This is a genomic window from Bacteroidota bacterium, from assembly GCA_030706745.1.
Taxonomy (GTDB): Bacteria; Bacteroidota; Ignavibacteria; order Palsa-1295; family Palsa-1295; genus PALSA-1295.
The window spans coordinates 11966-37092 of record JAUZNX010000011.1 but is presented as its reverse complement, the minus strand read 5'-3'; the positions used below and the strand labels follow the sequence as shown (position 1 = coordinate 37092).

The 25127-nt window shown below is 54.2% G+C and carries 19 protein-coding genes; 11 read left to right on the top strand and 8 right to left on the bottom strand.

Annotated elements, in window-relative coordinates; all coding sequences use genetic code 11:
* Nucleotides 1–80: 80 nt before the first annotated feature.
* Together Q8902_12125 and Q8902_12120 are read right to left on the bottom strand one after the other, a co-directional pair.
* A complete protein-coding gene (locus Q8902_12125; protein ID MDP4200302.1) occupies nucleotides 81–464 on the bottom strand; it encodes a GerW family sporulation protein in 384 nt (127 codons plus the stop codon).
* A gap of 35 nt (nucleotides 465–499) precedes the next feature.
* Nucleotides 500–1036, bottom strand: coding sequence for a hypothetical protein (locus Q8902_12120; protein ID MDP4200301.1), 537 nt, complete (start codon nucleotides 1034–1036; stop codon nucleotides 500–502).
* Nucleotides 1037–1469: 433 nt separating this feature from the next.
* Here Q8902_12120 and Q8902_12115 point away from each other — a divergent pair, with 433 nt between their 5' ends.
* Genes Q8902_12115 through Q8902_12085 form a run of 7 tightly spaced genes read left to right on the top strand, consistent with a single transcriptional unit; the run spans nucleotide 1470 to nucleotide 12189 of the window.
* On the top strand, nucleotides 1470–3083 hold the full coding sequence (locus Q8902_12115; GenBank protein MDP4200300.1) for a methylmalonyl-CoA mutase family protein: 1614 nt from the start codon (nucleotides 1470–1472) through the stop codon (nucleotides 3081–3083).
* Between the two features lie 12 nt (nucleotides 3084–3095).
* Entirely contained in the window at nucleotides 3096–4739 is a 1644-nt protein-coding gene (locus Q8902_12110) for a hypothetical protein (protein ID MDP4200299.1), read from the top strand.
* A gap of 11 nt (nucleotides 4740–4750) precedes the next feature.
* Nucleotides 4751–6409 carry a hypothetical protein gene (locus Q8902_12105; protein MDP4200298.1) on the top strand — a complete coding sequence of 553 codons (1659 nt, stop codon included), beginning with the start codon at nucleotides 4751–4753 and terminating at the stop codon, nucleotides 6407–6409.
* Nucleotides 6410–6456: 47 nt separating this feature from the next.
* Nucleotides 6457–8094, top strand: a complete 1638-nt coding sequence (locus tag Q8902_12100; protein ID MDP4200297.1) for a hypothetical protein — start codon at nucleotides 6457–6459, stop codon at nucleotides 8092–8094.
* Nucleotides 8091–8987 carry a decaprenyl-phosphate phosphoribosyltransferase gene (locus Q8902_12095; protein MDP4200296.1) on the top strand — a complete coding sequence of 299 codons (897 nt, stop codon included), beginning with the start codon at nucleotides 8091–8093 and terminating at the stop codon, nucleotides 8985–8987. The genes Q8902_12100 and Q8902_12095 overlap by 4 nt, the downstream gene beginning before the upstream one ends.
* 3 nt (nucleotides 8988–8990) lie before the next feature.
* On the top strand, nucleotides 8991–10502 hold the full coding sequence (locus Q8902_12090) for a glycosyltransferase family 39 protein (protein ID MDP4200295.1): 1512 nt from the start codon (nucleotides 8991–8993) through the stop codon (nucleotides 10500–10502).
* Nucleotides 10495–12189, top strand: a complete 1695-nt coding sequence (locus Q8902_12085) for a hypothetical protein (protein MDP4200294.1) — start codon at nucleotides 10495–10497, stop codon at nucleotides 12187–12189. Before Q8902_12090 ends, Q8902_12085 begins: the two co-directional genes overlap by 8 nt.
* Here Q8902_12085 and gatA read toward each other — a convergent pair.
* Nucleotides 12176–13516, bottom strand: coding sequence for an Asp-tRNA(Asn)/Glu-tRNA(Gln) amidotransferase subunit GatA (gatA, locus tag Q8902_12080; protein MDP4200293.1), 1341 nt, complete (start codon nucleotides 13514–13516; stop codon nucleotides 12176–12178). The genes Q8902_12085 and gatA overlap by 14 nt on opposite strands.
* Before the next feature lie 24 nt (nucleotides 13517–13540).
* Nucleotides 13541–15061 carry a hypothetical protein gene (locus tag Q8902_12075; GenBank protein ID MDP4200292.1) on the bottom strand — a complete coding sequence of 507 codons (1521 nt, stop codon included), beginning with the start codon at nucleotides 15059–15061 and terminating at the stop codon, nucleotides 13541–13543.
* A gap of 236 nt (nucleotides 15062–15297) precedes the next feature.
* Here Q8902_12075 and Q8902_12070 point away from each other — a divergent pair, with 236 nt between their 5' ends.
* The 4 genes from Q8902_12070 (at nucleotide 15298) to Q8902_12055 (ending at nucleotide 18147) form a co-directional block, all read left to right on the top strand.
* Complete coding sequence (locus tag Q8902_12070; protein ID MDP4200291.1) at nucleotides 15298–15729, top strand: hypothetical protein; 432 nt, start codon at nucleotides 15298–15300, stop codon at nucleotides 15727–15729.
* Nucleotides 15730–15875: 146 nt separating this feature from the next.
* Nucleotides 15876–16841 (top strand): fumarylacetoacetate hydrolase family protein, encoded by a 966-nt coding sequence (locus tag Q8902_12065; protein ID MDP4200290.1) that lies wholly within the window; start codon nucleotides 15876–15878, stop codon nucleotides 16839–16841.
* A 7-nt stretch (nucleotides 16842–16848) separates the two neighbouring features.
* Nucleotides 16849–17232 (top strand): hypothetical protein, encoded by a 384-nt coding sequence (locus Q8902_12060; GenBank protein MDP4200289.1) that lies wholly within the window; start codon nucleotides 16849–16851, stop codon nucleotides 17230–17232.
* Nucleotides 17233–17235: 3 nt separating this feature from the next.
* A complete protein-coding gene (locus Q8902_12055; GenBank protein MDP4200288.1) occupies nucleotides 17236–18147 on the top strand; it encodes an EamA family transporter in 912 nt (303 codons plus the stop codon).
* 12 nt (nucleotides 18148–18159) lie between these two features.
* Here the strand turns inward: Q8902_12055 and Q8902_12050 are convergent, their stop codons facing one another.
* The 4 genes from Q8902_12050 to Q8902_12035 form a co-directional block, all read right to left on the bottom strand.
* A complete protein-coding gene (locus tag Q8902_12050; protein ID MDP4200287.1) occupies nucleotides 18160–18819 on the bottom strand; it encodes a hypothetical protein in 660 nt (219 codons plus the stop codon).
* Between the two features lie 48 nt (nucleotides 18820–18867).
* Complete coding sequence (locus tag Q8902_12045; GenBank protein MDP4200286.1) at nucleotides 18868–19605, bottom strand: hypothetical protein; 738 nt, start codon at nucleotides 19603–19605, stop codon at nucleotides 18868–18870.
* A 6-nt stretch (nucleotides 19606–19611) separates the two neighbouring features.
* Nucleotides 19612–20511 carry a diaminopimelate epimerase gene (gene dapF, locus Q8902_12040; protein MDP4200285.1) on the bottom strand — a complete coding sequence of 300 codons (900 nt, stop codon included), beginning with the start codon at nucleotides 20509–20511 and terminating at the stop codon, nucleotides 19612–19614.
* Between the two features lie 155 nt (nucleotides 20512–20666).
* Nucleotides 20667–25094, bottom strand: coding sequence for a choice-of-anchor D domain-containing protein (locus tag Q8902_12035; protein ID MDP4200284.1), 4428 nt, complete (start codon nucleotides 25092–25094; stop codon nucleotides 20667–20669).
* Nucleotides 25095–25127 lie beyond the last annotated feature (33 nt).

Here is a 25127-nt window from a genome sequence, read left to right as displayed (position 1 = left end):
CATCGCAAATTTTCAATGAATTTTTGAAAATCGTTTTTAGCTAGAGGTCGCGCGCGACGTGCGCGACCTCTGCCGATCACTTAATTCGATGAGGCGGGGACCTTCCCGTCCTTCTTGAGATATTCGGAGAGAATATCGGGGGCTTTCTCCAGCAATGCGTTCAACCCTTTGTTCGACTTTGTCGATACGAAGTTGATCATGTCCCCTCGCGTGACGAGGAATCCGATCGGTTCGATTCCCGTCCCCGCTCCGGCTCCGGAGCCCTCGCCCTTACCCTTGCCGTTTTTCGGTGCGTCGCCTTCGCCTTCTCCGCCGCCGAATCCGAACCCGAGTCCCACACGGATGACCGGCACGCAGGTGAACTCGCCAAGCTGGAATTGATCTCCGATGACGGTCTCCGTTTTTGCTTCACTCTTCAGGAAGTCGGTCACTTTCGAGATGACCGTGTCAAATTGTGCATTCATGTTGGTTGTGTAAGTTTTGTGATAGATGAGATTGTTTATGCCATGAGCGCCAAGAGTATTTTTCCGATCCGATCTTCAACGCGGATTCGGAACTCGGTCGCGCCGTCAAAATTGATTCGAAAGAGCCGGTCTTCGTTCGAGAGCCACACTGCCAATGGAAAGAGCCAGGCATTCGTGACGTAGTCGTCGGTATCGAGATTCAAGTAGAAATCCCTCACCACGAACGTGCGCATCACGGCCATGCCTTTCCTCTTTGCCTTCGCGAAAGAGATGTGTCGCTTGCGGGCTGCTTGCTTCTGGGTCGCTTGCTTCTGCTTTCTCTCGAACGGGTCGATCGTCTTCCGCCATCCGAGGACGCAGAGCCCCAGGAGGAGCCGCCGATCCTGAAAGAACGCATCGCACGATGCGACGCCTCGATACGAAAGCCTGCACACTCCCCGTGCGCTATCGAGCTCGAGTGCCACCGGTGTCAGCAACAGAAAGCAAAGGATTGCGATGAAGAGCAGAAGTACGAGGTAGATCATCAGCGCGAGCCATCCGCACGCTGACATACCGAATGGCGTGCCACGCATGGAATCGAAGTCTTTGCGCTCCTATCACACCCCGCCCAGATGAAACGCAGCGAGAACTTGACGGGCCGTTTGAATATCTGCCTTGAGGTCGGTCAATTCCGGGGCCGGGGTCGCAGGTGTGGCACATGCATTATCTTGTGCGAAATAAGCAATCGCAAGCTCCGCGTGCCGCGCAGATTAGGCTTTGCCGAACGACCCCGGAACAAAACACAGCGTGTGATCTGGCCTCCGCCCCCTGGGGACGAAATCCGCCGCGTCATCGTTGACCCAGAATATCCGAGAAACCATGCAAAACGGCAGTAAAAATGGCAAGATGAGTACCAATGGTGTCGCCGCCAATGGTAGCCTTCCCACATCATTCGAGCAGAGCGAGGAATACCAGCAGGCTTATCTATTGTGGAAGGCGCGCGCGGAAGCCGGGACGACGACCGGGATGAAGTACACCACGCTCTCGGGCAAGCCAGTGGAGATGCTCTATTCACCCACCGGAGCAGGGGAGGACGTGCGCGGCACATCCCTACAAAGTCCAGACGACTTTGTCGAGAATGTCGGTTTCCCCGGACAATTCCCGTACACGCGCGGGATTCATCCGAACGGGTATCGAGGCAAGCTGTGGACGATGCGGCAGTTCGCCGGATTCGGCACGCCCGAGGACACCAACGAGCGATTCAAGTATTTGCTCGCGCACGGACAGACGGGACTCTCGACGGCATTCGATCTGCCGACGCTCATGGGCCGCGATGCGGACGATGCATGGTCGGAAGGCGAGGTCGGGATTTGCGGCGTCGCGATCTCCTCACTCAAAGACATGGAGACGCTCTTCGCCGGCATCCCGCTGGACAAAGTCTCGACCTCGATGACGATCAACTCGCCCGCAGCGATGGTCTTCGCGTTCTATCTTTGCGTTGCCGAGAAGCAGGGCGTGGCGTTCGACCGCCTGCGCGGCACACTGCAAAACGACATCCTGAAAGAGTACATCGCTCAAAAGGAGTTTATCTATCCGCCGGAGCCTTCGATGCGGATCATCACGGACATGATCGAGTACTGCACGAACGAGGTCCCGCAGTGGAACCCGGTCTCGGTCTCGGGCTATCACATCCGCGAAGCCGGTTCGACCGCAGCGCAAGAGCTGGCCTTCACGCTCGCTGATGGATTTTCGTATGTCGAGCATTGCCTGGCGCGCGGGATGGACATCGATGCATTTACGCCGCGCATTTCGTTCTTTTTCAATTCGCACATCGACTTTTTCGAAGAGATCGCGAAGCTCCGCGCTGCACGCCGTATTTGGGCGCGCCGCATGAAGGATAAATACGGCGCAAAGTCGGCACGCTCGCTTTCGCTTCGCTTCCACACGCAGACCGCTGGTTGCTCCCTCACAGCACAGCAGCCGGAGAATAATATCGTCCGCACGGCATTCGAAGCGCTGGCGGGCGTGCTCGGTGGCACGCAATCGCTGCACACGAACTCGATGGACGAAACGCTGGCGCTGCCGAGCGAGAAGGCCGTGAAGATCGCGCTCCGCACGCAGCAAATCATTGCCTACGAGACTGGCGTCATCAATACGGTCGATCCGCTTGGCGGCTCGTACTTTATCGAATCCGAAACGGACCGGTTAGAGCGCGAGGCGAATGTGTACTTCGATCAGATCGACGCCCTGGGCGGCGTGATTCCGGCGATCGAAGCTGGATTCTTCCAGCGCGAGATTGCGGACGCGGCCTATCGCTATCAACTCGAACTCGACCGGAAAGAGAAGTATATTGTCGGCGTGAACGAGTTTGTCGAACTCAATGAGAAGATCGACATTCCGATCCTGCAGATTTCTCCTCAGGTCGAGATCGATCAGAAGCGCAAACTCGCCGAACTGAAAGCGAACCGCTCGCAAGCGGACGTCAACGAGTCGATCGAAGAGATTCGCGCCGCCGGATTCGGACACACGAACCTGATGCCGGTGCTCGTCCGCGCCGCACGAAACTACGTCACGCTTGGCGAGATGATCAACACACTGAAGGTGCCGTTCGGAGAGTATCAGGAGGCGATCGTATTTTGATTGCCTAATCACGTGAAGAAATTCCGGCTTCCTCGAAGCCTGGAGGTCCTCCTTGGCCTCGTTGTATTGATCGAACTCGTGCTGCCGCTCTTCAAACGAACAGCAGGCCTCGATGCGTCGGAACTGATACTACTGGTTGGTCAGTATTCCAGACTTGTTGCACATGGCGTACTCTTGCCCAGATGGGCGCCAGACGGATTCTATGGATTTGGCGTGCCGAGTTTTTACTTTTATCCACCGGTTGCCTTCTACTTGTGCGCCCTCGTTCGAGTTATTACTGGTCTAACTGATCCGTATTCTTTATTTCACGCGGCAAGTTTTCTGGCAACGATCGGGAGCTTCTTCACGGCTCGGGTCCTTCTGAAGATTCTCGGCTCGCGAGGCTACCAAATGAATATTGGCGCCATAATCTATACCTTTGCGCCATATCGCCTCGCGGAATTATACTCCCGCTCTTCTATTACATGCCACGTTGGCTATGTCTTTCTGCCCCTCGTTTGGGCGGGCCTTGTTTTGATTGTGAATGGCGAATCGGCACGCCGCATGAAGGGCATCCTGTTGCTGGGAGTCTCATCCGCACTTATTGCCTTAACCAATGTTCCATTAATGCTAATCACCGCAGGTTCCATCGGCCTTGCGGCAATCGTGTGTTGGAGACTGTGGACAAGGCAACGTGCGGCACATGTTGCACTGGCAGTCGTGATCGCAGCAGGACTCGCTGCATTTCATTTCTCTTCCGTTCTTGCAGCCCAACCGCAGACGCAATTGAAATCCATACGGGGGGTCCCGGAATATCTCATCAACGATCTCCTTCAGTTTGGCAACCTTCCAACGGCGTATCATGAAGGATTAATATACCTTGCTGTTCTCATCGCGGCTATTGCATTTTGGAGGGCGCGGCGAGAATCCAGTAGCCCCATCGCGGTTGCAGAGCGAACTACGATGCGGCTGGGAATAGTGTTTACACTCGTAATGATATTCCTGGAAACGCCATTCCTGAGTTGGACCGTTTGGTATCACATTCTCATTTTAGAACTCACGGTTGGCGCCGAACGATACTACATTCAACTCGTTCTTTTTGCGGCAGTCATCATTGGCATTGCTCGGTCACCGAATTTGCTTCGAGCTTCGAGCGCGATCGTATGGGTATGGACCATTGGCGCTCTTTTTCCGGCACTGCTAATATTGTTCAACGTCCATCTCTTTTCACATCTCGATGCGCCGCTCCATGATCCGACGGAGTATCTCCCAGCCTATACAGTACGCGAAGGCGACTTGCATCTGCTTCGGGATCACCAGCAGGATCCGATGATACTCGCAGACTTCGCTCCTGGTGACACAGTAATTAGTCGGGAATGGCGTCCTGTTCTCGAACAGTATGACGCGAGTCTTCGTCAGCCCGTCGTGGCGACATTTCATCAATTTTACTGGCCCCAGTGGCATCTCTATATGAACGATCGGGAGATTCGGTCCACGTTCGACTCGCTCGGCCGGGCAAAAGTGTTATTGCCTGCCGGGCATTATCAACTCTCCTGGCAACTCCAAAGATCGCCGCTGGAACGAGCCGGCATCTGGGTGTCCTCGTTGACTTTTTTGGGCGTTGCCATTGCAGCAGGAGGAAGTCTGGTTCAAAGGCGCAAATCCCGAAAGCAGTGAGATGAACTAACATGAAAGCACAGCCCCGATCTTTCAAGGTATTGCTTGGCCTCCTGATCTTCGTGGTCGGATTGGAGTTGGTCGCTCCATTCGTGGTGCAATCGGTCGGCGTGGATGGCCCTGGACAGCTGAATCTGGAGCGTCAATTCAATAGCATGATCGCCCGCGGAGTGTGGATTCCGCGATGGGTACCGGAAGGATTTCATGGCTTTGGCTCGCCAGCATTTTATTTTTATCCGCCACTTGCCTTTTATCTGACGGCATCGCTTCAAACCCTGACCGGAATCACAAATCCGTACACGCTTTTTCAATTTGCGGGTTTGATTGGCACCGTTGCCAGTTTTGCCTCTGCATGGTACCTGTTCGCGATGCTGGGCGCGCGAGGTTGGCCATTGATGTTCGGCAGCTTCTTATATGCCTTCGGACCGTTTCGCATTGCAGAGCTATACTCTCGCTCATCTCTTTCCTCTCATATCGGCTATGTGTTTGTACCGTTGATTGCGGCCGGCATTATCAAACTGTTTTCCACAAATCCGAATACTCGGATTCGTGGCGTGCTCCTGACGGCAATCATTGGAGCATTACTCGTGCTAACCAGCATTCCGCTTACGCTATTGATCGGCATCGCAATCGTGGCAGTAATGATTGCCCTACATCGGGAGATCAATGCTCGCGGGCTGCTTTTGCTGGTGGGTGCTGGCTTGGTGAGTCTGTTGCTTTCGTTGTGGTACCTATGTTCGGTAGTTACATATCAGCGATTTGCCCAACTTGCCACGCTCACGGCAAAACGCGAATTTATTATTGACGATCTGCTTCATCTGCAAAATCTGCCCACGCTCTTTCATGTCGGGATTATTGTTGCGGGTATCGCAACCGCTATACTCGCTGCTCTGCCGGCTCGAGCCTGGCTCGGATATTCAGCAGTCGAACGAGCGGTGCTCAGGTCCGGACTCGCAATCACCGTGGTTGTGGTGTTGCTTGAGCTTCCCATCGTCCGCTCGTTTCTCTGGGGATCTGTGCCCTATCTTGCCCTAATCCAGGGGAGTTGGCGATTCTTCATTCTATTGCTGCTGTTCATTGCCATGTTCGTCGCACTCGCGAAAACGCGAAAACTGGTCGCAGCTTCGAATGTGATTGTCTTGATCTTCGGGGTCTCCGCGATTCTGCCAGCCATGATGATCGTTTTCAATTTGCATCTGTTTCCTCACCACAATGATCCGTTGACCGACCAGATGGAATACGCACCCGCCTACACGTTGAGCAATCAAGCGGCGCTCGATAGCCTGTTGCCGGCCAGCGCCCCGATCATTCTGAGTTCCTCGCACGAGACCAAACCATCGGATCACATTGTGTCAATTCGAGGGACAATGACTTCGGATGAATATGACGTTCAACTCGCGGCGAATCGCCAAGTTACGTTCCATCGGTTCTATTGGCCTGCCTGGCATCTCACGGTGAACGGGCACACAGTTCAATCCTATCCTGATGGACTTGGTCGAGCGACTACAACTTTAGAAGCGGGACATTACTCGGCGATCTGGCACTTGGAACAATCACCTTTGGAGTGGGCCGGGAGGTGGATTTCGGAGCTAGCGTTTGGTGGAATGTTGGCCACACTGGTAATCGGTCTTTTTCGTGGGTGGTTTAAGCAAAATTCGTCGGCCACATAGATGCTCTGCCGCTTAGCACTTTACGTTCTTTGCATGATCGCATACAGATGAAGACGCGTGTGAACCTTTGGGGCACTGGCCATGGCACAGAGGCCGGGAATGCCTCCGCGTTCCGACTTCCACGGTGGTTGGAAGTGGTCCTTGCGATTGTGGTCCTGCTGCAGCTTGTGGCCCCGTTCGTCGCACACACATACGGGACCGATGGCCCCACTCATATGTATTGGACCACTCGGTTTGGAGAAATGCTGTCCCAGGGTGTGCTCGTCCCACGATGGGTGCCAAGTGGGTTTCGGGGTTATGGTTCACCAGCGTTCTATTTTTATCCGCCAGTCTACTTCTATGCCAGCAATCTCGTCAAGGTGGTCTTGCAGATAGGCGAGCCATACATGATCATGCAGATGACCGGGCTACTCCTAACCATAGCTAGCTTCGGTACGACTTGGTTTTTGTTGAGGACCGTTGGCGCCCCACGCTATCAAGCCCTGATAGGATCCAGCCTTTACGCATTTGCCCCGTTTCGCATTGCCGAGTTATATTCGCGTACTTCACTTCCTGCTCATTTGAGTTATGTGTTTTTGCCGCTCCTGTGGTGTGGGCTATACCTGATTATTTCACGCGAGAATGGTCGTTCGGGGGTGATTCTGACCGGAGTTTCCGCGGCGCTGATGTTCTTGAGCAGTATTCCGCTGACTGTTGGCACGCTCGCACTCCTGCCCTTGGTGGCCATTGCAGAACGCGAACAACTGACTCCGATCGTATTGCGAAGAATTGCCGCCGCAGTTGCACTCTGTCTGGGGCTGACGGCATATCAACTGATCTCGATCGCGACATACAAGAATGATATACAACTTGCGATCCTGACGCGGATTCCTGACTATCTCATTCTCGATGTACTTCATGGCAGGATGCTGCCCGCATTTTATCACTACGCTTTGTTGTATCTCTCAGCGGCAATTCTGGCGGTCGTTTATTTTCGGCCTCGGACCCGTCAAACACTCACGCCGACGGAAAGGAATGTGCTGCGCGGCGGTCTGGTCATCATCGCGTGCTTCGCATTTCTTGACACACCCATCGTGAGTGAGCCAATTTGGAGCGCGGTCTCACTCATTGCGCAAGGCACATGGCGCAACTATATATACTTTTTGCTCTTCGCAGCAGTAGTAACCGGTACGATGCATTCAAAAGTATTGCGTACGTCTGCTACGTTCATAACAGCGCTATGGTGCTTCGGAGCCCTTCTACCGCTTGCGTTGATTCTGACAGACGCCCACTTCTATCGGCATGATCCGGGTCGAACTGGCGACACACCTGAGTATCTCCCCAAAGCAGCGAGTCTCAACTTTCTAACGAGCGTCGTACCAGCTGCACCCCAAGACCCACTTCCGGCCGAGGACTCGCGCGCGCGTTCGCCGGGCGGAGACACCGTGACCTATCATCGTTTCTACTGGCCCGCCTGGCATCTCTATGCGAACGATTCGGAAATCAGGACCTGGCCAGACTCGGTGGGCCGCGCGCGCGCTGCGATACCAGCCCAGCCCTCCCGGCTATTTTGGCGCCTGGAGCGAACACCGCTAGAACAGGCTGGACTCTGGATTTCCGGTCTAACCGTCGGGGCACTTCTCGTTGCCGGGGGAATAGGTCTAGTCCGAAGCAGTGTTAGTCGTCGAAATACTTCGACACCGTGACGAACCTCAGAACGATACTCCGCCTGTTCCGTCCCCTGCAATGGACGAAGAATCTCTTCGTCTTCGCTGCGCTTGTGTTTTCGCAGCATTTGCTCGATCCGGCTTATTTCTTACTTTCTGTTCGAGCATTCCTGGCGTTCAGCATGACGGCCAGTTTCATTTACATCGTTAACGATATTGCGGATCGGGAGCACGACCGGCTGCATCCTAAAAAGCGATTCCGGCCGATTGCGTCGGGACAGGTCTCCCTGTTCCAGGCTGTCGTTCTCGCAAGCATTCCGCTCATCGCGGCCATCGTGCTTACCGCGAACCTGCCGTGGACATTCATTCTTTGTCTGGCGGCCTACCTGCTCCAAAATCTGGCATACACCTACTTTCTGAAGAATCTCGTCCTCATCGATGTCTTCGTGATTGCGATTGGATTCATGCTTCGGGTGATCGGCGGCGCGCTCGTCATTGATGTGCCCCGTAGTTCGTGGCTCATTCTGACTACGATGTTTCTCTCACTCTTCCTCGGCTTCGCGAAACGCCGCGGGGAGTTGGTGGCGATCGGTACCGCGAGTCCGGAGGATAAAGCGAAATATCATACGCGGAAAGTCCTGCATCATTATTCTGTCGATTTTGTCGAGCAGATGACGACGATTTGTGCCGCCGGGTTTATCTTTAGTTATGCCCTGTATACCGTCTCTGAGCGAACGGTGAAGATGTTCGGCACCGAAAACCTCATCTTCACAACGCCTTTTGTGCTCTATGGGATATTCCGATATCTCTATCTTCTCCACAAGAAGAATCTCGGTGAAAGCCCAACCGAAGTAGTGCTGTCGGACATTCCGATGATTGTCAACTTTGGGGCTTATGCAATCGCCATGATTGCGATTATCTACCTGAAGTGAGTTGTGAGTACGCTCACGCGCATTGCGAAGATATATCGGGTTGAAGCCATGCTCGCGCTCGGGGCAATTGCGGTATGCATCCTCTTCGGGTGTACTCAGCAGTATTTCCTGGATGGGCATACTGCAGGTGTGCGCGGGCTGCTCAGCCCGCCGCTTGATGATGTATACATTCACTGCCAGTTCGCGCATAACCTGTTGAGTGGTGGACCTTATGGTTTCGCGAACAGCGTGCCGCTTACGGCCGACACATCGCCGCTCTGGGTTGTTCTCATCGCAATCGGTGGACTGTTTACATCGCGACTTGAACTTGTCGCAATCGTGCTTTCGATGATTTGCTTTGCGATCATTCCGATCGGGATCTATCGGACCGCGCGCGATCTGTTCGGATTGGAGCAACAATTGTCCATTCTTGCCGGAGCGCTCGCTATTCTCACGGGTCGCATCGCATGGAGCGGCATGAGTGGCATGGAGACTGCGCTGGCTGCACTGCTCATGTTACTTGCGGTCGAGGAACACTTGCGGTCAAGACGAACCGCATGTATCCGCGCCCGCGAAGCCATCTGGCTCGGACTTGGAGTACTGACGCGACCAGAATTTATTTTCGTAGCCAGTGTATTCGCAATCGATTGGATCGTCGCGTCCGTTCGAGAGCATCCCAATGTGAAGGCCGCTCCCATCGTTGTCCTAACGTTTGTTGCGATCAGCTCGCCGGCGATACTGTTGCCGATCGTCACGCGAGGTTCGTTGCTGTTTCATTCGAGCGTGGTACAGGGTGCTCATGCATCGCTTGTTCCGAATGTCCTGTATCTCTGGTTTGTGCTCAAGATCATGATCGCCAATAACATTATCCTGCTCGCACTGGCAGGATATGGAGTGTGGAAATGCGCAAAGGACGCGCGTATTGCGTTGCTGCTAATTATTATTATCGGCCTCCCTCTTGCGCAGGCATTCGTTGCACCGCAATTTCGACATCACGGACGCTACATGTTCCCTGTGCTGCCGCTCATCCCACTGGTTGCCGTTTCGATGCTTGCCGTGATTGCGCCGAGAATGAGTACGCCTGCAAATCGCATTGTCATGGCGGTTATCATATTCGCAAGTTTGGTTGAGACATATCGCTGGTCGCGAATTTCGGCGGAGTCTGTCCGCAACATCAACGATCAGCACCTGATGGCGGTCGATTGGCTACGCCAGAATATGCGTCCGACTGATACGTTGGCTGTGCAGGATGTCGGCGCCATCGGATATTTCCTGGACAAGCCGGTGATCGACTTAACTGGCCTTGTTACGCCATCGATATGGCCCGTTCAACACGATCAGGATTCCGTTTGGCGTGCCGCCCGCAAGATGGGAGCGAACCTGTTTGTGATCTACAACCGGCTGAATCCCACGTACTTCTTGCAGCATAGCGATTCACTCGTTCTGGCGACCGAGTTTCGCGTCCGGTTGCCGCTCGCATCCTCCGCCGATACCGTGATGAGCGTGTATCGGCTCAAGGAGACACGGCATGGCTAATAGAGAGCGCTCGATACGGCTCATTGGTGGGGCACTACTCGCAGTTGCCACTGTTGCGACGCGATTTCCGTTTCGTGCGCACACGCTGTTTGAGTTCGACTCAATCAATTTCGCAGTTGCAGCGACGCGCTTCGATTTGGGCGAGGTCACGCCGCATATGCCCGGCTATATTCTGCATGTGTTGCTGGGTCGGCTGCTCTATTGGATCTTGGGTAATGCGAATCCAGCTTATGTCTGGCTGAGCATCATTCTTTCAGTCGGTGCAGTACTCTTCCTTTGGCGGGCGGCCGCGCAAGTTCGCGGCGAACGCGTGGCCGTTATTGCCGCGATACTCTGGCTTACAACACCGCTCTTCTGGTTTCACGGCTGCGTGTCATCGGCCTACGCCGAGGAAGCGTTTTTTGCTTCTGCCATGCTCTACCTCGGGCTTAAGCTTCTCAATTGGTACGAGCGGCCGTTACTCTTTACTCTTCTGATAGCATTTGCGATTGCCGGCGCCGCGCGCCCGAACGATCTGCTCTTCTTCCTGCCCGCGATTATTACTTTGCTGATTGGACTCAAACCTTCGCGTCGGGATGTGATTCTTGCCCTGACGTGCTTTGCGGGCGTCTCAGCTATTTGGATTGCCGAATTGCTGCGCGAGTCGGGGGGCCTCACAACCTATCTCTATTACGCACAGCATGAGTCCAACTTCCGGACGCAATCGCTTCTCTTCGGTCACCCCTGGCAAAGCGCGCTCGATACCATCGGCAAAGTCTTGTTTTACTTGCCGATCGGCATGGGTGCCTCGTTGGTCGGGTTGCTGGGGGTGGGGTTAGTATTCCCAACGCGCATCGCTCAATTCGTTTCGCAATATCGACGAAATGCGAAGGCCTGGTACGTCATTCTGATTGCATTGCCCGCGCTGATATTCTATCTGTTCGTCTTTTTTATGAAGGCGGGATACTTACTCAATGTGCTGCCGAGTGCGATTCTTATTACAGCGGTTTTGCTCGATCAATCCGCGATCTGGTTGGCCGAGCGGGTGAAGCGTCGGCCCGAGAACAGGATGCGTCTCACGCGGCCGATCATTACTCGGAATGCCGCATGGATCACTGTCGGACTGGCGGCAGTCAATTGTCTCTGGTTCTTTGTGTCGTGGCCCGGCACTGAGCAGAGCCGGTATAATAACGAAAACACACGCAATTCTTTTATTCATGGTGCGCTGCACCGCTTCGAAGAATCCGGCAAGCAATTGGGCACGCTGGCCAATCGAGCGTTTGAATATACCAACATCTCGGGGATTCGCGCGGTCGATAGTCTGAACCAGACCACGCTTCGAGCACTCGAAGCAAGTGGCGCCGGGCGCGCTTCAGCCGTTATCCTCGCATCATGGTGGGCTCGTTGGTGCTATGTTTTGCTGCCCGATGCAACGACATTCGATATCGAATCAGCGGGACATGAAGGACATCTCGCCGTTGGCATCTCGCAAAACTTACATCGCGAGAATCTCGAAAACGCAATCATCCGGTTTCATGCATATGGCCCGGTGCTCCTGCTGCTGCGGCACGATCGTCCCGATTTCGCGCAGGTGAATAGCCAGCTTCATCTCGAGCGACTGCCAATGCCTGAATATCTGGACATCTATCGCGTTCTGGACACGGCCTTCACCCTTCGCTGGCAGGACAGGACATTTATCCGGGAATGAGCGGGGTGTGAAATTCTTTCGAGAGACGGAAGAGCATCGCTTCGTCGAATTGCTTCGCGATGAGTTGAGCGCCGACAGGCAATCTATTGGCGTCCAGTCCAACCGGCACGCTGATCGCCGGGACTCCGGCACAATTTGCACTCACGGTGAAAATATCGTTCAAGTACATTGCCAGGGGGTCACTAACTTTTTCACCGAGCTTGAACGCGGTTGATGGCGTTGTGGGGGTCAGGAGCGCATCACACCGCTCGAATGCGCGGTCGAAATCTTCTCGAATGAGTCGGCGGACTCGCTGAGCACGTTTGTAGTACGCATCGTAATACCCGGATGAGAGTACGTAGGTGCCCAGCATAATTCGTCGCTTTACCTCGCGTCCAAAGCCTTCGGTCCGGCTCGTTCGATAGGTCTCTTCGAGCGCAGCAACCCCCTGCGCACGCTTCCCATATCGAATGCCGTCGAAACGAGCCAGATTGCTCGATGCTTCAGCCGTTGTCAAGATATAATAATCGGCAACGCAATACTTCGTGTGAGGGAGTGAGATTTCAACAATCTTGCAGCCGGCCGCTTGAAGCTTTCCCTTCGCTTCTTCGACCAATCGACGAACATCCGGTTCGATGCCTTCGCCAAAATATTCTTTTGGCAGCCCAATACGAAGGCCGCTGACATCCTGCTGCAGCGACTCAGTATATTTCGGAACAGGTATTTTGGCGCTGGTTGCATCCATCTCATCGTAACCGGCCATCACTTCGAGCGCACGAGCAGCATCTTCAAGCGTGCGGCTGAACGTGCCTACGGTATCGAAAGACGACGCAAACGCTGTCAGGCCATACCTCGAAATTCGACCGTAGGTTGGCTTCAGACCAACAACGCCGCAGAATGCTGCCGGTTGCCGGATGGAGCCACCTGTGTCCGTACCGAACGCAATATCGCAAGCTCCAATCGCCGCCGCGACCGCGCTGCCGCCGCTCGATCCGCCTGGGACGCGGCTGGTGTCCCACGGATTTCGTACAGGACCGAACGCCGAGTTTTCGTTCGAGGAGCCCATCGCGAACTCGTCCATGTTGGTCTTGCCGACAATTTGTGCACCGCTCTCGACCAGTCGCTGAACACACGTTGCCGTGTAGAGCGAATGGAATGGCTCAAGAAACTTCGAGCCGCAGGTCAGTCGTGCGTCCTTGAGCGCGAGCACATCCTTGATAGCGACGGTCATGCCAGCCAGTGGGCCAGACGTTTTCGGATACCGCGCGTCATCGAAGATCTCGAGGAAGGCGTTCAACTCCGGGTTACGCGAGTTCGCGAGAGTCCGGGCACTTTCAAAAGAGGTCATGTCCTGCAAAAATACGCTCGAATGTTACTGCCTCAGCAAGTCTTCGAAAAGCTTCCAGAGGAACGGATAGGGAAGGGCCTGACAATCTTCGATCTCCGATGGTGCCCTTGGCTGAAGGAATTGATTGAGATAGGATTGTCCTTGCTCCCGAAATGCTTCGAGATCGAACGAGCATCGATCCAGCAGGATCAGGCTTTTGAGAAATCCGGCGGTTGCTCCGGTTTGCCGGCCTCGAAAGTGTCGTTGCAGGTATCTCGGGATTGCCTCTGTGCGCATCGTGATTTCTTCCCGCCGATTCGTCGCCAGCAAAACATAAATGTGCAGAATCAGTAATGCGATATTGTAGCCGGCCTTATCACGCCGGTAGATTGGAATGTCCCGTGTAAAGTCGCGGAATAGCTCCGAGGCGGTTTGGTCGCGTCCGCGACGTCTCGGATTCCATGGGACTTCCCCCTCGGCAACTTGAAGGTATCGCTCGTAGAGCAACCAGCGTTCAAGGACCGTGTCGGGCTGCGCATGAAAGCGCGGATTGGCGGCGACTGTATCCAGCACGGCTCGCGCCCGGTCGAACTCCAGTGAGTGCATCCTAAGCAAGAACTCGTAGGATTTGAAATAGAACCAATTATTCGTGCCGTGCGGATAGATCGCCTCACAGGTTTCGGCGGCCTCGAGACCTTCTGCAAGTTTGGATGCATGAAACGATGATATAAGTCGTGTCAACGAAAACTCGCCAGTCACCGACGGGGTATTCTGAAGTGGGTAGGCTGCAAAAAATGCGTCGGCTTCACGTGTAATGGCAATTGCGGCGTCATGATCGCGCTCAAGCTCGAAGGCGCTCGATTCCATGCGATAATAGGCCAGCCCGGTATCATACGATGGGAATTTCTCGAATATTTCTTTGCATCGATTTGCGGATACGCGGGCGCGCCGCTCGACACCAGGAAAACCGAACGCCCGCCTGGCAAATTCGAGCGTATTGAGTTGGACGAGCCGTGCCGCTTCCGACTCGGCGTCTGCACGTTGCCGCAGTGCAACAAGCTCGCGGTCATACCGGTGATAGGCGGCCCGATTCCCAGTCAGCGATGCATTTTCAGCCAAGGCTTCGAGGCACTCAATCGCGCGCTGCGTAAGACCGAACTCCCGGCATTCCTTCAGCACGCGGGGTAAGATTTGCATGGCTGTTCTCCGGGCGCCGAGCAACAGGAGCACGCGGACATGGAATAGAGCCCGGACCGTGCGGTAGATCGCCTGACGCCTGGGAGATCCTTGCCGGAGCTGCAAGTGGCCCATCGAACTGAGGAGCCGCTTTTTGATCTGCGAGCGGAGCACGACGTAATCCGTGTCCCGCTCGTTCACAGAGTCCCCAAACACCGCCCGTGCAATTTCGGAATCATTTGCGTGTGCAGCCCCGAGTTTCAAAAATGATCGGACAAAGCGCCGTTCACGAGTTTGGAGCCCGCGCTTACGAAAGAGATTTTGTGTGGTGCTATCCCCGTAATTCTTAATTATCCTTAGGAGTTCACCAATATGTAAAAGCTCTTGCATATTGATAAAATTAGCTCAGTGATACTATAAACAGCAATATATAGTGAATTCAGCCTAGAGTTTCTCGTGTATTCAAGCTATGAAAAGCTCAATTCGACTTTAAAAGATTCGTGAAAATCGCCTTGCTTCGCCTCATCCATTCGCACTACTTTTGTATTGGAGCAACGTAACGGTTTTCCTCACAACGGATCGACTGTTGTGAAGTAGCCTCCAGAAAACGATTAGAAAGGCAAGCTATGAAGATTCTCGTTACGATGCTGTTTTTTACCAGTATCTTAGTGCTGGCCTCGCCAGTGAGTGCAATGATTACTTTTACCGTTCAAAACCAGCAAACCGAGTCACTTGGGACTGTGACGGTCAGCTGCGTCGATGGAGATTTTTATGTGACAGTTGCAGGATCGAGTTCAGCCTCCGTGGACATTCCGGATTCTGCCACAAGCATTACAATTTGTGGGACCATGGTCCCGGTTGGACAAAAAACGGAACTGCATCTCGCGTCTGGCAAGCTTGTGGAAGTATTATGGAGCGGTGCCGCTCCGACGATCATCGATCCGGATGAGATCCTTATGCGGGACAGCGAGACCTCGACGTCGCATCTGCTGGCGGAGTTGCGCGCACGTGCCGGTGACTGGGCGCTTGCCCATCGCGAGTTTTATGCAACTGCCTAATATCACACTGCGGAGCTCCTTTCCCCTTCATGCATGAAATGCAGCCTGCAATGGCAATCTTGCCTGAGCAGTTTTGCTAGAGCGGTCCTGCATGAGATGCAACGGTTACGCCGGGCTCACACCCGGCGTGCCGTAAATTTGCATCTATGAAGATTGTCACCTATAGAACCCGTTCGTCTTCCGCCCGTGTCGGAATCATTGCAGGTCAGGAAATCATCGATCTCGAGCGCGTGAGCACTGGCCCGGATGTTTTGCCCAATGAAGTTATCGCTTTTCTTCGGCTAGGCGATCCGGCCATGGCGCGCGCCAGAGAGATTTTGAGCGTCGCACTCGATGACCCGAAGGCATTTCCGAATGCACGGGTGCAACGAGCAAGCGCCGAGCTTCTGGCTCCCATTCCACGCCCAACCTCGATGCGCGATGGATATGCCTTTCGGCAGCACGTTGAAGCCGCCCGGCGCAATCGTGGCGTTGAAATGATCCCCGAGTTCGATCTCTTCCCCGTATTTTATTTCACGAATCATCAGGCCGTAATAGGTCCGGGACCTCTGCAAGTCATGCCCGAGCACTTGAATCGCCTGGATTACGAACTCGAAGCTGCAATTGTCATTGGCAGGGAAGGACGTAATATCAAGGCTTCTGAGGCGGATGACTATGTCGCTGGCTACATGGTCATGAACGATTGGTCCGCGCGCGCGCTCCAGATGGAGGAGATGAAGCTTTCGCTCGGACCCGCCAAAGGCAAGGACTTTGCGACCGCGATCGGTCCATATCTCGTCACGCGTGATGAGCTGATCCCGTATCGTATTGCCGGCGCCAGTGGCGAACGATATGATCTAACGATGACGGCCAGCCTGAACGGCAAAGAACTCAGCCGCGGAAATCTTAAGGATATGACGTGGACATTCGCCCAGATTATCGAGCGTGCGAGCTACGGAGTGACGCTGTTTCCGGGTGATGTCATCGGCTCTGGCACTGTCGGAACTGGATGCCTGCTCGAACTGAATGGCTCGAAGATCACGGATAATCTTTGGATCAAAGAAGGCGATACGGTTACGTGTGCCGTAGAGGCACTCGGAGAGCTGACGAATACTGTTGTAAAGATGTTGTAGGACCGTTATGACTGACAAGATCTATCTGCGTTATGCAATTGTGGCCTGCCTGATGGCCATCGGTTGCTCGAAGAGCGAATACCCGGGACTCGGCAAGCAAGACTCGTTGCTTGTTACAACTTTGAAAGAGCCATCGGATACCGCCCATCCGCAACCCGTCACCAATGCGGCAGTGATGGACTCATTGAAAATCCGGGAGGAGCGGGACAAAGCTAAACTCGAGCGACTCACGCCGATGCAGGTCGTGCAGGTCTATGACGGCTACCGTCCGCTCCGAAATGCGAATACGAGTCAGACCCAACTCGATTCATTTCTTATGGTGATGAAGATCACGCGAGATGAACTTCATGCGGTCCTTGCCGAAGGCGACCGGCTCGGCTGGGCAAAATAGGAAATGACAAATGACGAGGGTCAGCAGAAGCTTGCCCGCCTTTTCATCCTCCTCGCGGCTCTTCTCTGGAGCACTGGTGGTGTCTTCATCAAAGAAATATCGCTCGATGCCTGGGGGATCTCGTTCTGGCGTAGTGGATTTGCCGCTGCGACAATTTATTCTATCTATCGCATTCAACGCGGCAAGAATATTTCTGCTGAGCGCTGGCTGACGCCGTTAACGATTATGAGCGCGGTCTGCTATGCCGTCCTGCTCGTTCTTTTTGTGTTGGCTACCAAATTAACGACAAGCGCGAATGCTATCTTTCTGCAATACACGGCGCCAGTCTATGTCCTGTTTATCGAACCGCTTGTAACCCGCACGGCGCGCCGGCGAGGTGATCTCTGGACCGTGCTGATCTCGATTGCGGCAATGGCGCTCTTCTTCATTGGTCGTTTCGAGGCGCGAAGTGTTTGGGGCAACATTGCGGCACTTGCAAGTGGGGTGGCGTTTGCAGCGTTCGCCGTACTACTCAAACACGAGCGGGCGACTCAGGGGAGCCGGTGGCACATTGTCATTCTGGGGCACATGATGATTGCTGCAGCGATGGGACTGATGGGGCTCATGGGACTCATTGGTCCCATGAGTCTAACTTTGGCTTCCGGTGACCTGATAAGATTGCTATATCTTGGGATCGTTCAGATCGGGCTGGCATACGCACTCTTCACATTCGGCATCTCGCGTGTCCGTGCGATCGATGCCACACTGATTGCCATGGTCGAGCCCGTACTGAATCCGATTTGGGTCTATCTTGGCGTTGGTGAACGGCCCACGAACTACGCGATCGTGGGCGGCGCAATCATCCTCTGCCTTTCGCTTTTCCGCACGGTGCGCGGCGCAACTGAAGAAGTCGAGTCCGCGCGAGCTGGGGAGTAAGGGCTGATGGCCTTAGTGGGGAGTGAGATCGAAAAGGTAGGCGAGGCCTAACTCAACTGAAGCAACTGGTCCATTATCATTCGAGGGCTCAGGTCCTGCCGAGGCGGTCTTGATGATCTGCGTAAATCCATAAGCCCCTTCAATGAGCAAGCGTAGCTCGGTTCGATCTGTCTCCATCACCGGGATAGAACCGCCGATGCGACCTTCAAACAGCATATTCATATCGCTTGTGCTATAGCCGGGAATTGACGTATTGTCCGGTTTCGAGGTGAGGGTAAGCGCCATGGGCACTCCAATGCCCAGCCCAATGGTAAAATCCCCAAGATTGAAACCGGGGCGAATAGCAAGATAGCCGGTCGTGATGTCGGTGCCATTCGCCGTGTTCGTCTCGTCATGAAAGTTGATGGTGCGTGCATCGTAACAGAGCGCCAGATCGAACCCAATATTGGTGCTGAATGGAAAAATCGCAAGGCCCCCAACCGAAAATGCGAAGCCCGTACCGGGCTTCAGGCCACTCGACGTAGTACCGGCATTGGTCGCCACACCGGCGGTGAACATCGGGCCGACCTTAATGTCCTTCCAGTTTTCTATGGACATGCCCGATTGGGCTTGAGCCGGAATGATGAATACGAGGCTCAACGCAAGAGCCATGAACGCGGAGATAGTCTTCATGTCAGAAAAGATTGGTGTGAATGCACGACTACAAATATACCACATCCGTCAGTGCAACAAATCGAACTGGTAAGTAAGGCCTGCTTCGACAGTCGGTAATGGCCCCGCCCCAACCTTCGAAAAATGGCCCGTCGTGTCGAAACTCGAGGTGCCCGTGACAGTGTGCCCGAGCGGATAATTGCCGCTCACGATCAGATGAAGCATACCGCTTTCGGCATGCAAGATCGGGATCGAGAGGGTTGCGCGTAATTCCGTTAGCGTCGCAAGATCGCTAGTATTCGCATTAAGATTTCCGGCGTACTTTCCGGTCGTGTTCGTCCTCGGATTTGTAAACACGGCGACCGCTTCATTCGCGCTGCCGCTCATCGGTAAATCGAATGCCAGTCCGACGAGCAGCCAGAAGATCCGCAAAGATGGTTGGATGGCAATGTAGCCGATATTCAAATCGATGTTATCCGAATCCCCGGACGTTGCCATGGATACATCGCGCGAATCATACAGCAGACTGAAATTAAGGCCAAGCCAGGAATTGATAGCACCATCGATCGTGCCACCAAAGGTATATGCAAACTGGGCCATCGAATGCCAGCCATCCGGGAGCTTCTCGTTTTGCCGGGCATATCCTGCGGTGAAGTAGGGCCCCATCGTAATGTCATTGAAGATCCAGAATGTAGAAGTATCCCGTGCGTACTTCGCCGGAACGTATACTTTCGGCTGGGCCGTGACCGGACGCACCGAGACGCCGATGGCGGTCGTGACAATGACAATGCTGAGCAGCAGTTTCATGCAGACTTATTCTGTTCTGGTAATGGCGAACGCGCCGGTGGCTTCGTCGAAATCGAATGTGCCGGTTTCGCCATGGACGACACTTCCTTCGAGCGAAAGATTGCGGATGTGCTCGCCCTCGATCGAGAAATTCACAGAAACGTATTCCCCACTTTGCGTGAGAAGACGAACGGGAAGTTTCGAAATTCTGCCCGTCAATTTGGCCACGATTGCCGAAGACATGCAGCCCGTGCCACAGGCGAGTGTCTCGCCTTCCACACCGCGCTCGTATGTCCGAATGCGCAGATACTTCTCGTCGCCATCGGAGCGGACATCGATGAAATTTGCGTTCGCTCCAACCGGCGCAAAATCCGGATGCCACCGAAGCAGTGGACCAAAGTGCTCGATATTCAACGCTTCGATTTCCGCTTTGCCAAACGGTCGAAGCGCTTCGGAGAATACGACGATATGCTGCGACCCAAGATCGACGTAATGTGCGTATATGCTGATGCTATCCTCCAGCGGCAGAGACAGGTTCAATCGAACGATCGAGGGATCTTGAAAGTAAACTCGCACATTACCTGTCGGAAGGATTTCAGCACGATTAATTGCGCCAAGTACTTCGAATTCCGTCCGATCGGTGGTGACGAATCCATAGCTGCGGGCCGCATCGACGGCACAACGGCTTCCGTTACCGCAGAGCATCCCGGTTGAACCATCCGGATTGTAATAATCCATTCGGAAAGGCGCGGACCGGCTTTGATTAATCAGGATCAGGCCATCTGAGCCGATCCCTTCCTTGTAATCGCAGGCCTTCCGAACGAGTAACCGCATCTCATCGCGTGAGAGCGAGAGCGGGTCTTCCCATGTATTAAGCACGACAAATGTATTGCCGGCCGCCGTCATTCGCTCGAATGAATGTTGCATCTGCTTAATTAGGATAAAGCGTGTAAAGGATGAAGGATGAAGAATGATTGATGAAAGATTCAATCCGCAATCGCTGAAGCAGCAGGGGCAAACACTGCCAGCGATGCGATTATCACTTTCATTCCTCAGCCTTCATCCCTCATCTGTTCTGAGAGTTATTGCACGCTCATCTTTTTGACTTGCGGCGGCTGGCCCTGGGCTTCAAACTCATAGAAGAAGCTTCCGGAGCCGACATCCTTCGCGCTCAGCGGCACCGAATAATGCCCATGAGCATAGACCGCTTTGTCGAGCGGACGATATATTTCGCGTCCGCTTGCATTCAGGATGCGGATGGTGATCTGAGTGTTGTCCGAGCCGACATCAAACGGTAAGAATGTTGTCGGAGAACTCGAGCCGAACGGATTGGGAGTATTCTGCTCGATAAACGTTGCCGCAGCTTCGCCGGCAGTAAAGTGTCCCTGCCCGCACAAAGAATCCAGTTGGACCACACTTGGGGTCGTGATCGCAACGGCTTCCTTGGTATCGGGAAAAACCGGGTCGGTTACAAGTTCACTCTGGGCACCCGGCGTGAGGCCATCGTGGATTCGGAATGTGAGCTTCAGAAGCGCACCCGGATTCCGGAGTGTGTCAGATCTCGACTGGATGTCATACACAATGGTCTTGGTGCTGCCGGGTGTCCCAAGTGTATCTGTAATCGTAACTTTCCACAGTGGGGAAGGGACGAGGCTGCCTTGTTCCCGCTTGTCCTTCAACTCCTCGATAATGGATGGATCGTACGTAATCGTCCCATGAATATGCTGCAAGCCGATAGAGTCAGGCACGGAAGATCCCAAACGAAGATACGCGAAAATGTAATCTCCAGCATGAGCAGCAAAATTACCGCCGAAGGAGACAGGCACTTGCAGAGGCGCCTTATCGCGAGCGATCAACACTACGGAGAATTGCGCCGATGGATCATCGTCCAAGGTAAAGGTCAGCGTGGCTGTCCGAGGAGTGTACTGAAGCGGTGTCGATGCCAGGAAATGAATCGCAACGTTCGCATTATCATTTTCTGAGATCGTGGTATCGGCGGCAAAGATCGAAGCGAAATCTGCGGCGTTCGGTCCTGTGATCGTCCACTTGCTTGAAAGTGGCCAGTTGCCGACATTGCTCAGCATCAGGTTGCCCGAGCCCGGAGTTCCGACGGTAAGCACACCAAAATCAACAGTATCACTTGAAAAGTGCGGCACAGGTGCTGCGCCGATACCAGTGAGAATGACAGTCTTCCCGACGGAATCCACGAACGGCCTGCCGGATCCAACGATCGAGTCCTGAACCAGTCCGAGCTTCGTCGGAGTGAATGTCACGGGGACGGAAGCAGTGGTCGCAGAATCAACGGAGATCGGAGCCGTCGCGACGGATGCAAACGGCACGTTGGGTAGGCGCAATGCAGTCGCTGTCAGTGTCGTATCCGATGTGTTGGCAAGTCCAACGGTCATTGTTACTGGCGCAGCGCCGATGCGGACCTTGCCAAAGTTCAGAGTGTCTTTGTCGAACGCCAGGAAGCCCGAGCGGTCGTGACCGATGAGCGTCACGATCTGCATCGTCCCATCGTCAAAGCTGAAGACCAGTTGTGCTTCGTGGTCCGGCAATAAGGGACGCTTTGGCGAGAACGTCACGGAGTAAAGGTGCGTCTCATGCATATCCATGGAATCCATTACGGGCGTAGCATCTATTGTATCCGGTTTCGCCGTCGTCACAAGAAACTCATTATACAGATCGTTGATCTTAACAATGCTTGCCTGAAGCGGCCAATCGCCTGTATCGGAAAGTGCGAACTGCGATACACCACTCGTTAAGCCGACGTCGGTCTTCGCGATGTTGACGGTATCCGGCGATAGCACCTCTATGGCCGCAACGCCGGTTCCGAATACCGGGATCGAGTCTTGCCATATCGTGCCCTGCTTCGCATGCAGCATGGCGGAGAAGCGCCCGCGCGCCGGTGGCTCGAAGCTAATCGAGATATTGCTGTCGGCACTGTTTGTCGAAACCGTCGCTGTCTTGGTAATCGTAGCAAATGGCCCGGAGAGCGGAGTGATCCAAATCGAGTCAATCGTAATGTTGACGTTCGAGCCGTTCCAAACACCAGCATTTGCAAGCGCGGTCACACCAACGTGGACCTTGCCGAAATCGAGACCGGTCACGGGCGATTCGGTATACTGAACGTGTTGCGCCTGTTCTTTTGCGATCAGTTGAACGGTGTCCATCCGCCCATTGCAGTAATGAATTTCGAGCCGGCCATAGTGGGGCAGTCCCGTACGATCATTGGTCGTGAAATAGACGCCAATAAGCTTTGAGGTCATGCCGTCCGGCGGGATCGTGCAGGGGAGTGGGAATTTCAGTGGCGAGAGTGTGAACCCATCTCCAATGACATCCACCGAGCAGATTTGAAGCGGAGCGTCCCCTGTATCACGCAGTTCCGTCAACTGATAATTGTTCGCGCCACTTGGGACGATGCCGTAGTCCATCACAGGTGGATCGAAAATCGGAAATGCTTGGGTCGCGAATCCATACATGAAGATGGAATCGGTCTGAACGCCGGCTCTGATGTGGAGCCAGCCACTGGCCGGTCCGCGACGGTGCGGATGGAACGAGAGCTGCATCGTATTGCGGCCCTTGTTAAAGACCGGCGGTGCCGGTTGATCGAGATTGAATGTCGAGAGATCGTTCGAACTGATCGTGCTCTGGAATCCCGTCGCGATGGCGCTTGCATTGTTCAGGCCCACACTGCGGTATCCGATATCCTCGACCTCAACATTGCCAAAGTTTACAAGCAACGTGTCGTATGTGATCTGAGGTGGTTCCTCGCGTCCGATCAATGTGACCGTTAGCGGAGTATCCGCATTGTCGAAGTAAAATACCAGACTAACCTTCAGCGTCGTCCGAGTCAGTGTGCCCGGATTAAACGTGATGAGATACGGCCTGGCTTCGCCAGCATTCAGAAGGAATGCCGTATCGGGTGGCGTGAAGGAAAAGGCAGATTTGTCTCCATTCTGAAGTCCGACATAGGTAATATGACCGGTCCAATTGCCGGAGTTCCGGAGCGTATCCGGCAACGTCGCCGTGCCATAGGACCGGACCGTGCCGAAATCAAGTGTCATGTTGTCCATCTTGACGATGGGCATGGCGCCTTCGCCCGACAATGCAATCTGTGTCACTTGTCCCGTTGTCCGATTGCGGAAAAACGCTGTTGCGCTGTACTTCTGCGCTGCGGCCGGAGTAAATGTGATGGGGATTAGTCCCAACGATGGCTTCAGCGACCCCGACTTTGCGATCGCAAAGGTATCCGGAGGCAGGAATATTTTCGCTGTCTTCATCCAGCCCGGTACAATCCAGATGGAATCGAAGCGAAGGTCACCATTTCCAAAATTGTTGACAACGACGTTCTGCTTGCTTGTCGAATGGACTCGTACGCGATTGAAGTCGATCGCCGTTGTACCAAACTCTGCTTGGGGTGCCGCACCCGCTCCGGTCAATTGGATCGCTTGTACGCGATCCGGAGCATAGGCGTTCGATGAATAAATATGGAGTACCGCCTGAACCGGGCTGGCTTTGGTCGGCGTGTAAATAATCCGAAATTCATTGGTGCCCTCGTTCGGCAGCGCGAATTGGTCGCCGTCTTCGGAGATGACGCTGAACTCACCAGCATCTGGTCCATCAATGCGAATGCTATCGATCTTCAATGGATCGACGCCGCAACTGCCAATGGAATCGATCCAGGGACTGCGAGATCCGACATCGACCGTTCCAAAACTATGACTTGTGTATTGAACCGAGATGTCCGCAGTGTGCTGCGCCATGGCGATAGTAATCCCACCCTGGTTCTGCCCATAGAAGAATCTAGGATCTCCACGTTCGGTTACTCGATCGTAAATACGGAATCTCAGATTCGAGGTCGCGCCGGCAACCCGTGAGGTATAATAATGCGACGGTTGGTATGCGGAGTCCGGTTGAATGAAGCTCACCGGACGCTCATCCGCGGCAACGCCAGAAGTCCAATAGCTCAAGTAAATATTATAGCTCGTACCTTTTGGTGACGGCCACATAGGTGGGTTCTTGAGCGGGAATGGGGCATTCCAGGCCGTATCCCTATAGAGATACGCCGCATCGAATCCACTATCCGGCGTTTGGCCCGGAAGCGCACTGAACGTTCCCCAGCAATAAAGATCGGCCGTGATCCCCGATAGAGGCGTAAAGTTGTTATGGCTCACCGTCGCGGTGGATTGGTTCGCCGGGACGAACACGGTATCGCGCGGGGTATGTCGATGCCATGGGTGCCAGGTTTGCCCAAAGGCAGCCGGCATGATTGCAAATGGCACGACAAGCAACGATATGGTCGCAGTCGCGGCACGCACTGCAAATCGCCGCGAGGTGAGCGGCCGTGGGGTGACGAGCCGTAATGACGCGCGCGAACGAAGCCGCAACATGCTCATCAGAGCGCAGCTTCCAAGGACGGCATCAAGAACAGTAAATCGAACTAGCCCCATGTGACCAATCGTGGTAACGCTCAGCGTGGAACAGCCGAGCAAGAACTGTGATTGCATCTTCGTCAATATTTTCGAGCAACGACTAGAGTG

What these genes read in the sequence shown, in the direction of transcription:
- Q8902_12120 (MDP4200301.1), bottom strand. Translation starts at nt 1,036, where the DNA reads ATGCGTGGCACGCCATTCGGTATGTCAGCGTGCGGATGGCTCGCGCTG.
- Q8902_12055 (MDP4200288.1), top strand. Translation starts at nt 17,236, where the DNA reads ATGACAAATGACGAGGGTCAGCAGAAGCTTGCCCGCCTTTTCATCCTC.
- Q8902_12060 (MDP4200289.1), top strand. Translation starts at nt 16,849, where the DNA reads ATGACTGACAAGATCTATCTGCGTTATGCAATTGTGGCCTGCCTGATG.
- Q8902_12115 (MDP4200300.1), top strand. Translation starts at nt 1,470, where the DNA reads ATGAAGTACACCACGCTCTCGGGCAAGCCAGTGGAGATGCTCTATTCA.
- dapF (MDP4200285.1), bottom strand. Translation starts at nt 20,511, where the DNA reads ATGCAACATTCATTCGAGCGAATGACGGCGGCCGGCAATACATTTGTC.
- Q8902_12035 (MDP4200284.1), bottom strand. Translation starts at nt 25,094, where the DNA reads ATGCAATCACAGTTCTTGCTCGGCTGTTCCACGCTGAGCGTTACCACG.
- Q8902_12065 (MDP4200290.1), top strand. Translation starts at nt 15,876, where the DNA reads ATGAAGATTGTCACCTATAGAACCCGTTCGTCTTCCGCCCGTGTCGGA.
- Q8902_12070 (MDP4200291.1), top strand. Translation starts at nt 15,298, where the DNA reads ATGAAGATTCTCGTTACGATGCTGTTTTTTACCAGTATCTTAGTGCTG.
- Q8902_12125 (MDP4200302.1), bottom strand. Translation starts at nt 464, where the DNA reads ATGAATGCACAATTTGACACGGTCATCTCGAAAGTGACCGACTTCCTG.
- Q8902_12100 (MDP4200297.1), top strand. Translation starts at nt 6,457, where the DNA reads ATGAAGACGCGTGTGAACCTTTGGGGCACTGGCCATGGCACAGAGGCC.
- gatA (MDP4200293.1), bottom strand. Translation starts at nt 13,516, where the DNA reads ATGACCTCTTTTGAAAGTGCCCGGACTCTCGCGAACTCGCGTAACCCG.
- Q8902_12105 (MDP4200298.1), top strand. Translation starts at nt 4,751, where the DNA reads ATGAAAGCACAGCCCCGATCTTTCAAGGTATTGCTTGGCCTCCTGATC.
- Q8902_12085 (MDP4200294.1), top strand. Translation starts at nt 10,495, where the DNA reads ATGGCTAATAGAGAGCGCTCGATACGGCTCATTGGTGGGGCACTACTC.
- Q8902_12045 (MDP4200286.1), bottom strand. Translation starts at nt 19,605, where the DNA reads ATGAAACTGCTGCTCAGCATTGTCATTGTCACGACCGCCATCGGCGTC.
- Q8902_12075 (MDP4200292.1), bottom strand. Translation starts at nt 15,061, where the DNA reads ATGCAAGAGCTTTTACATATTGGTGAACTCCTAAGGATAATTAAGAAT.
- Q8902_12050 (MDP4200287.1), bottom strand. Translation starts at nt 18,819, where the DNA reads ATGAAGACTATCTCCGCGTTCATGGCTCTTGCGTTGAGCCTCGTATTC.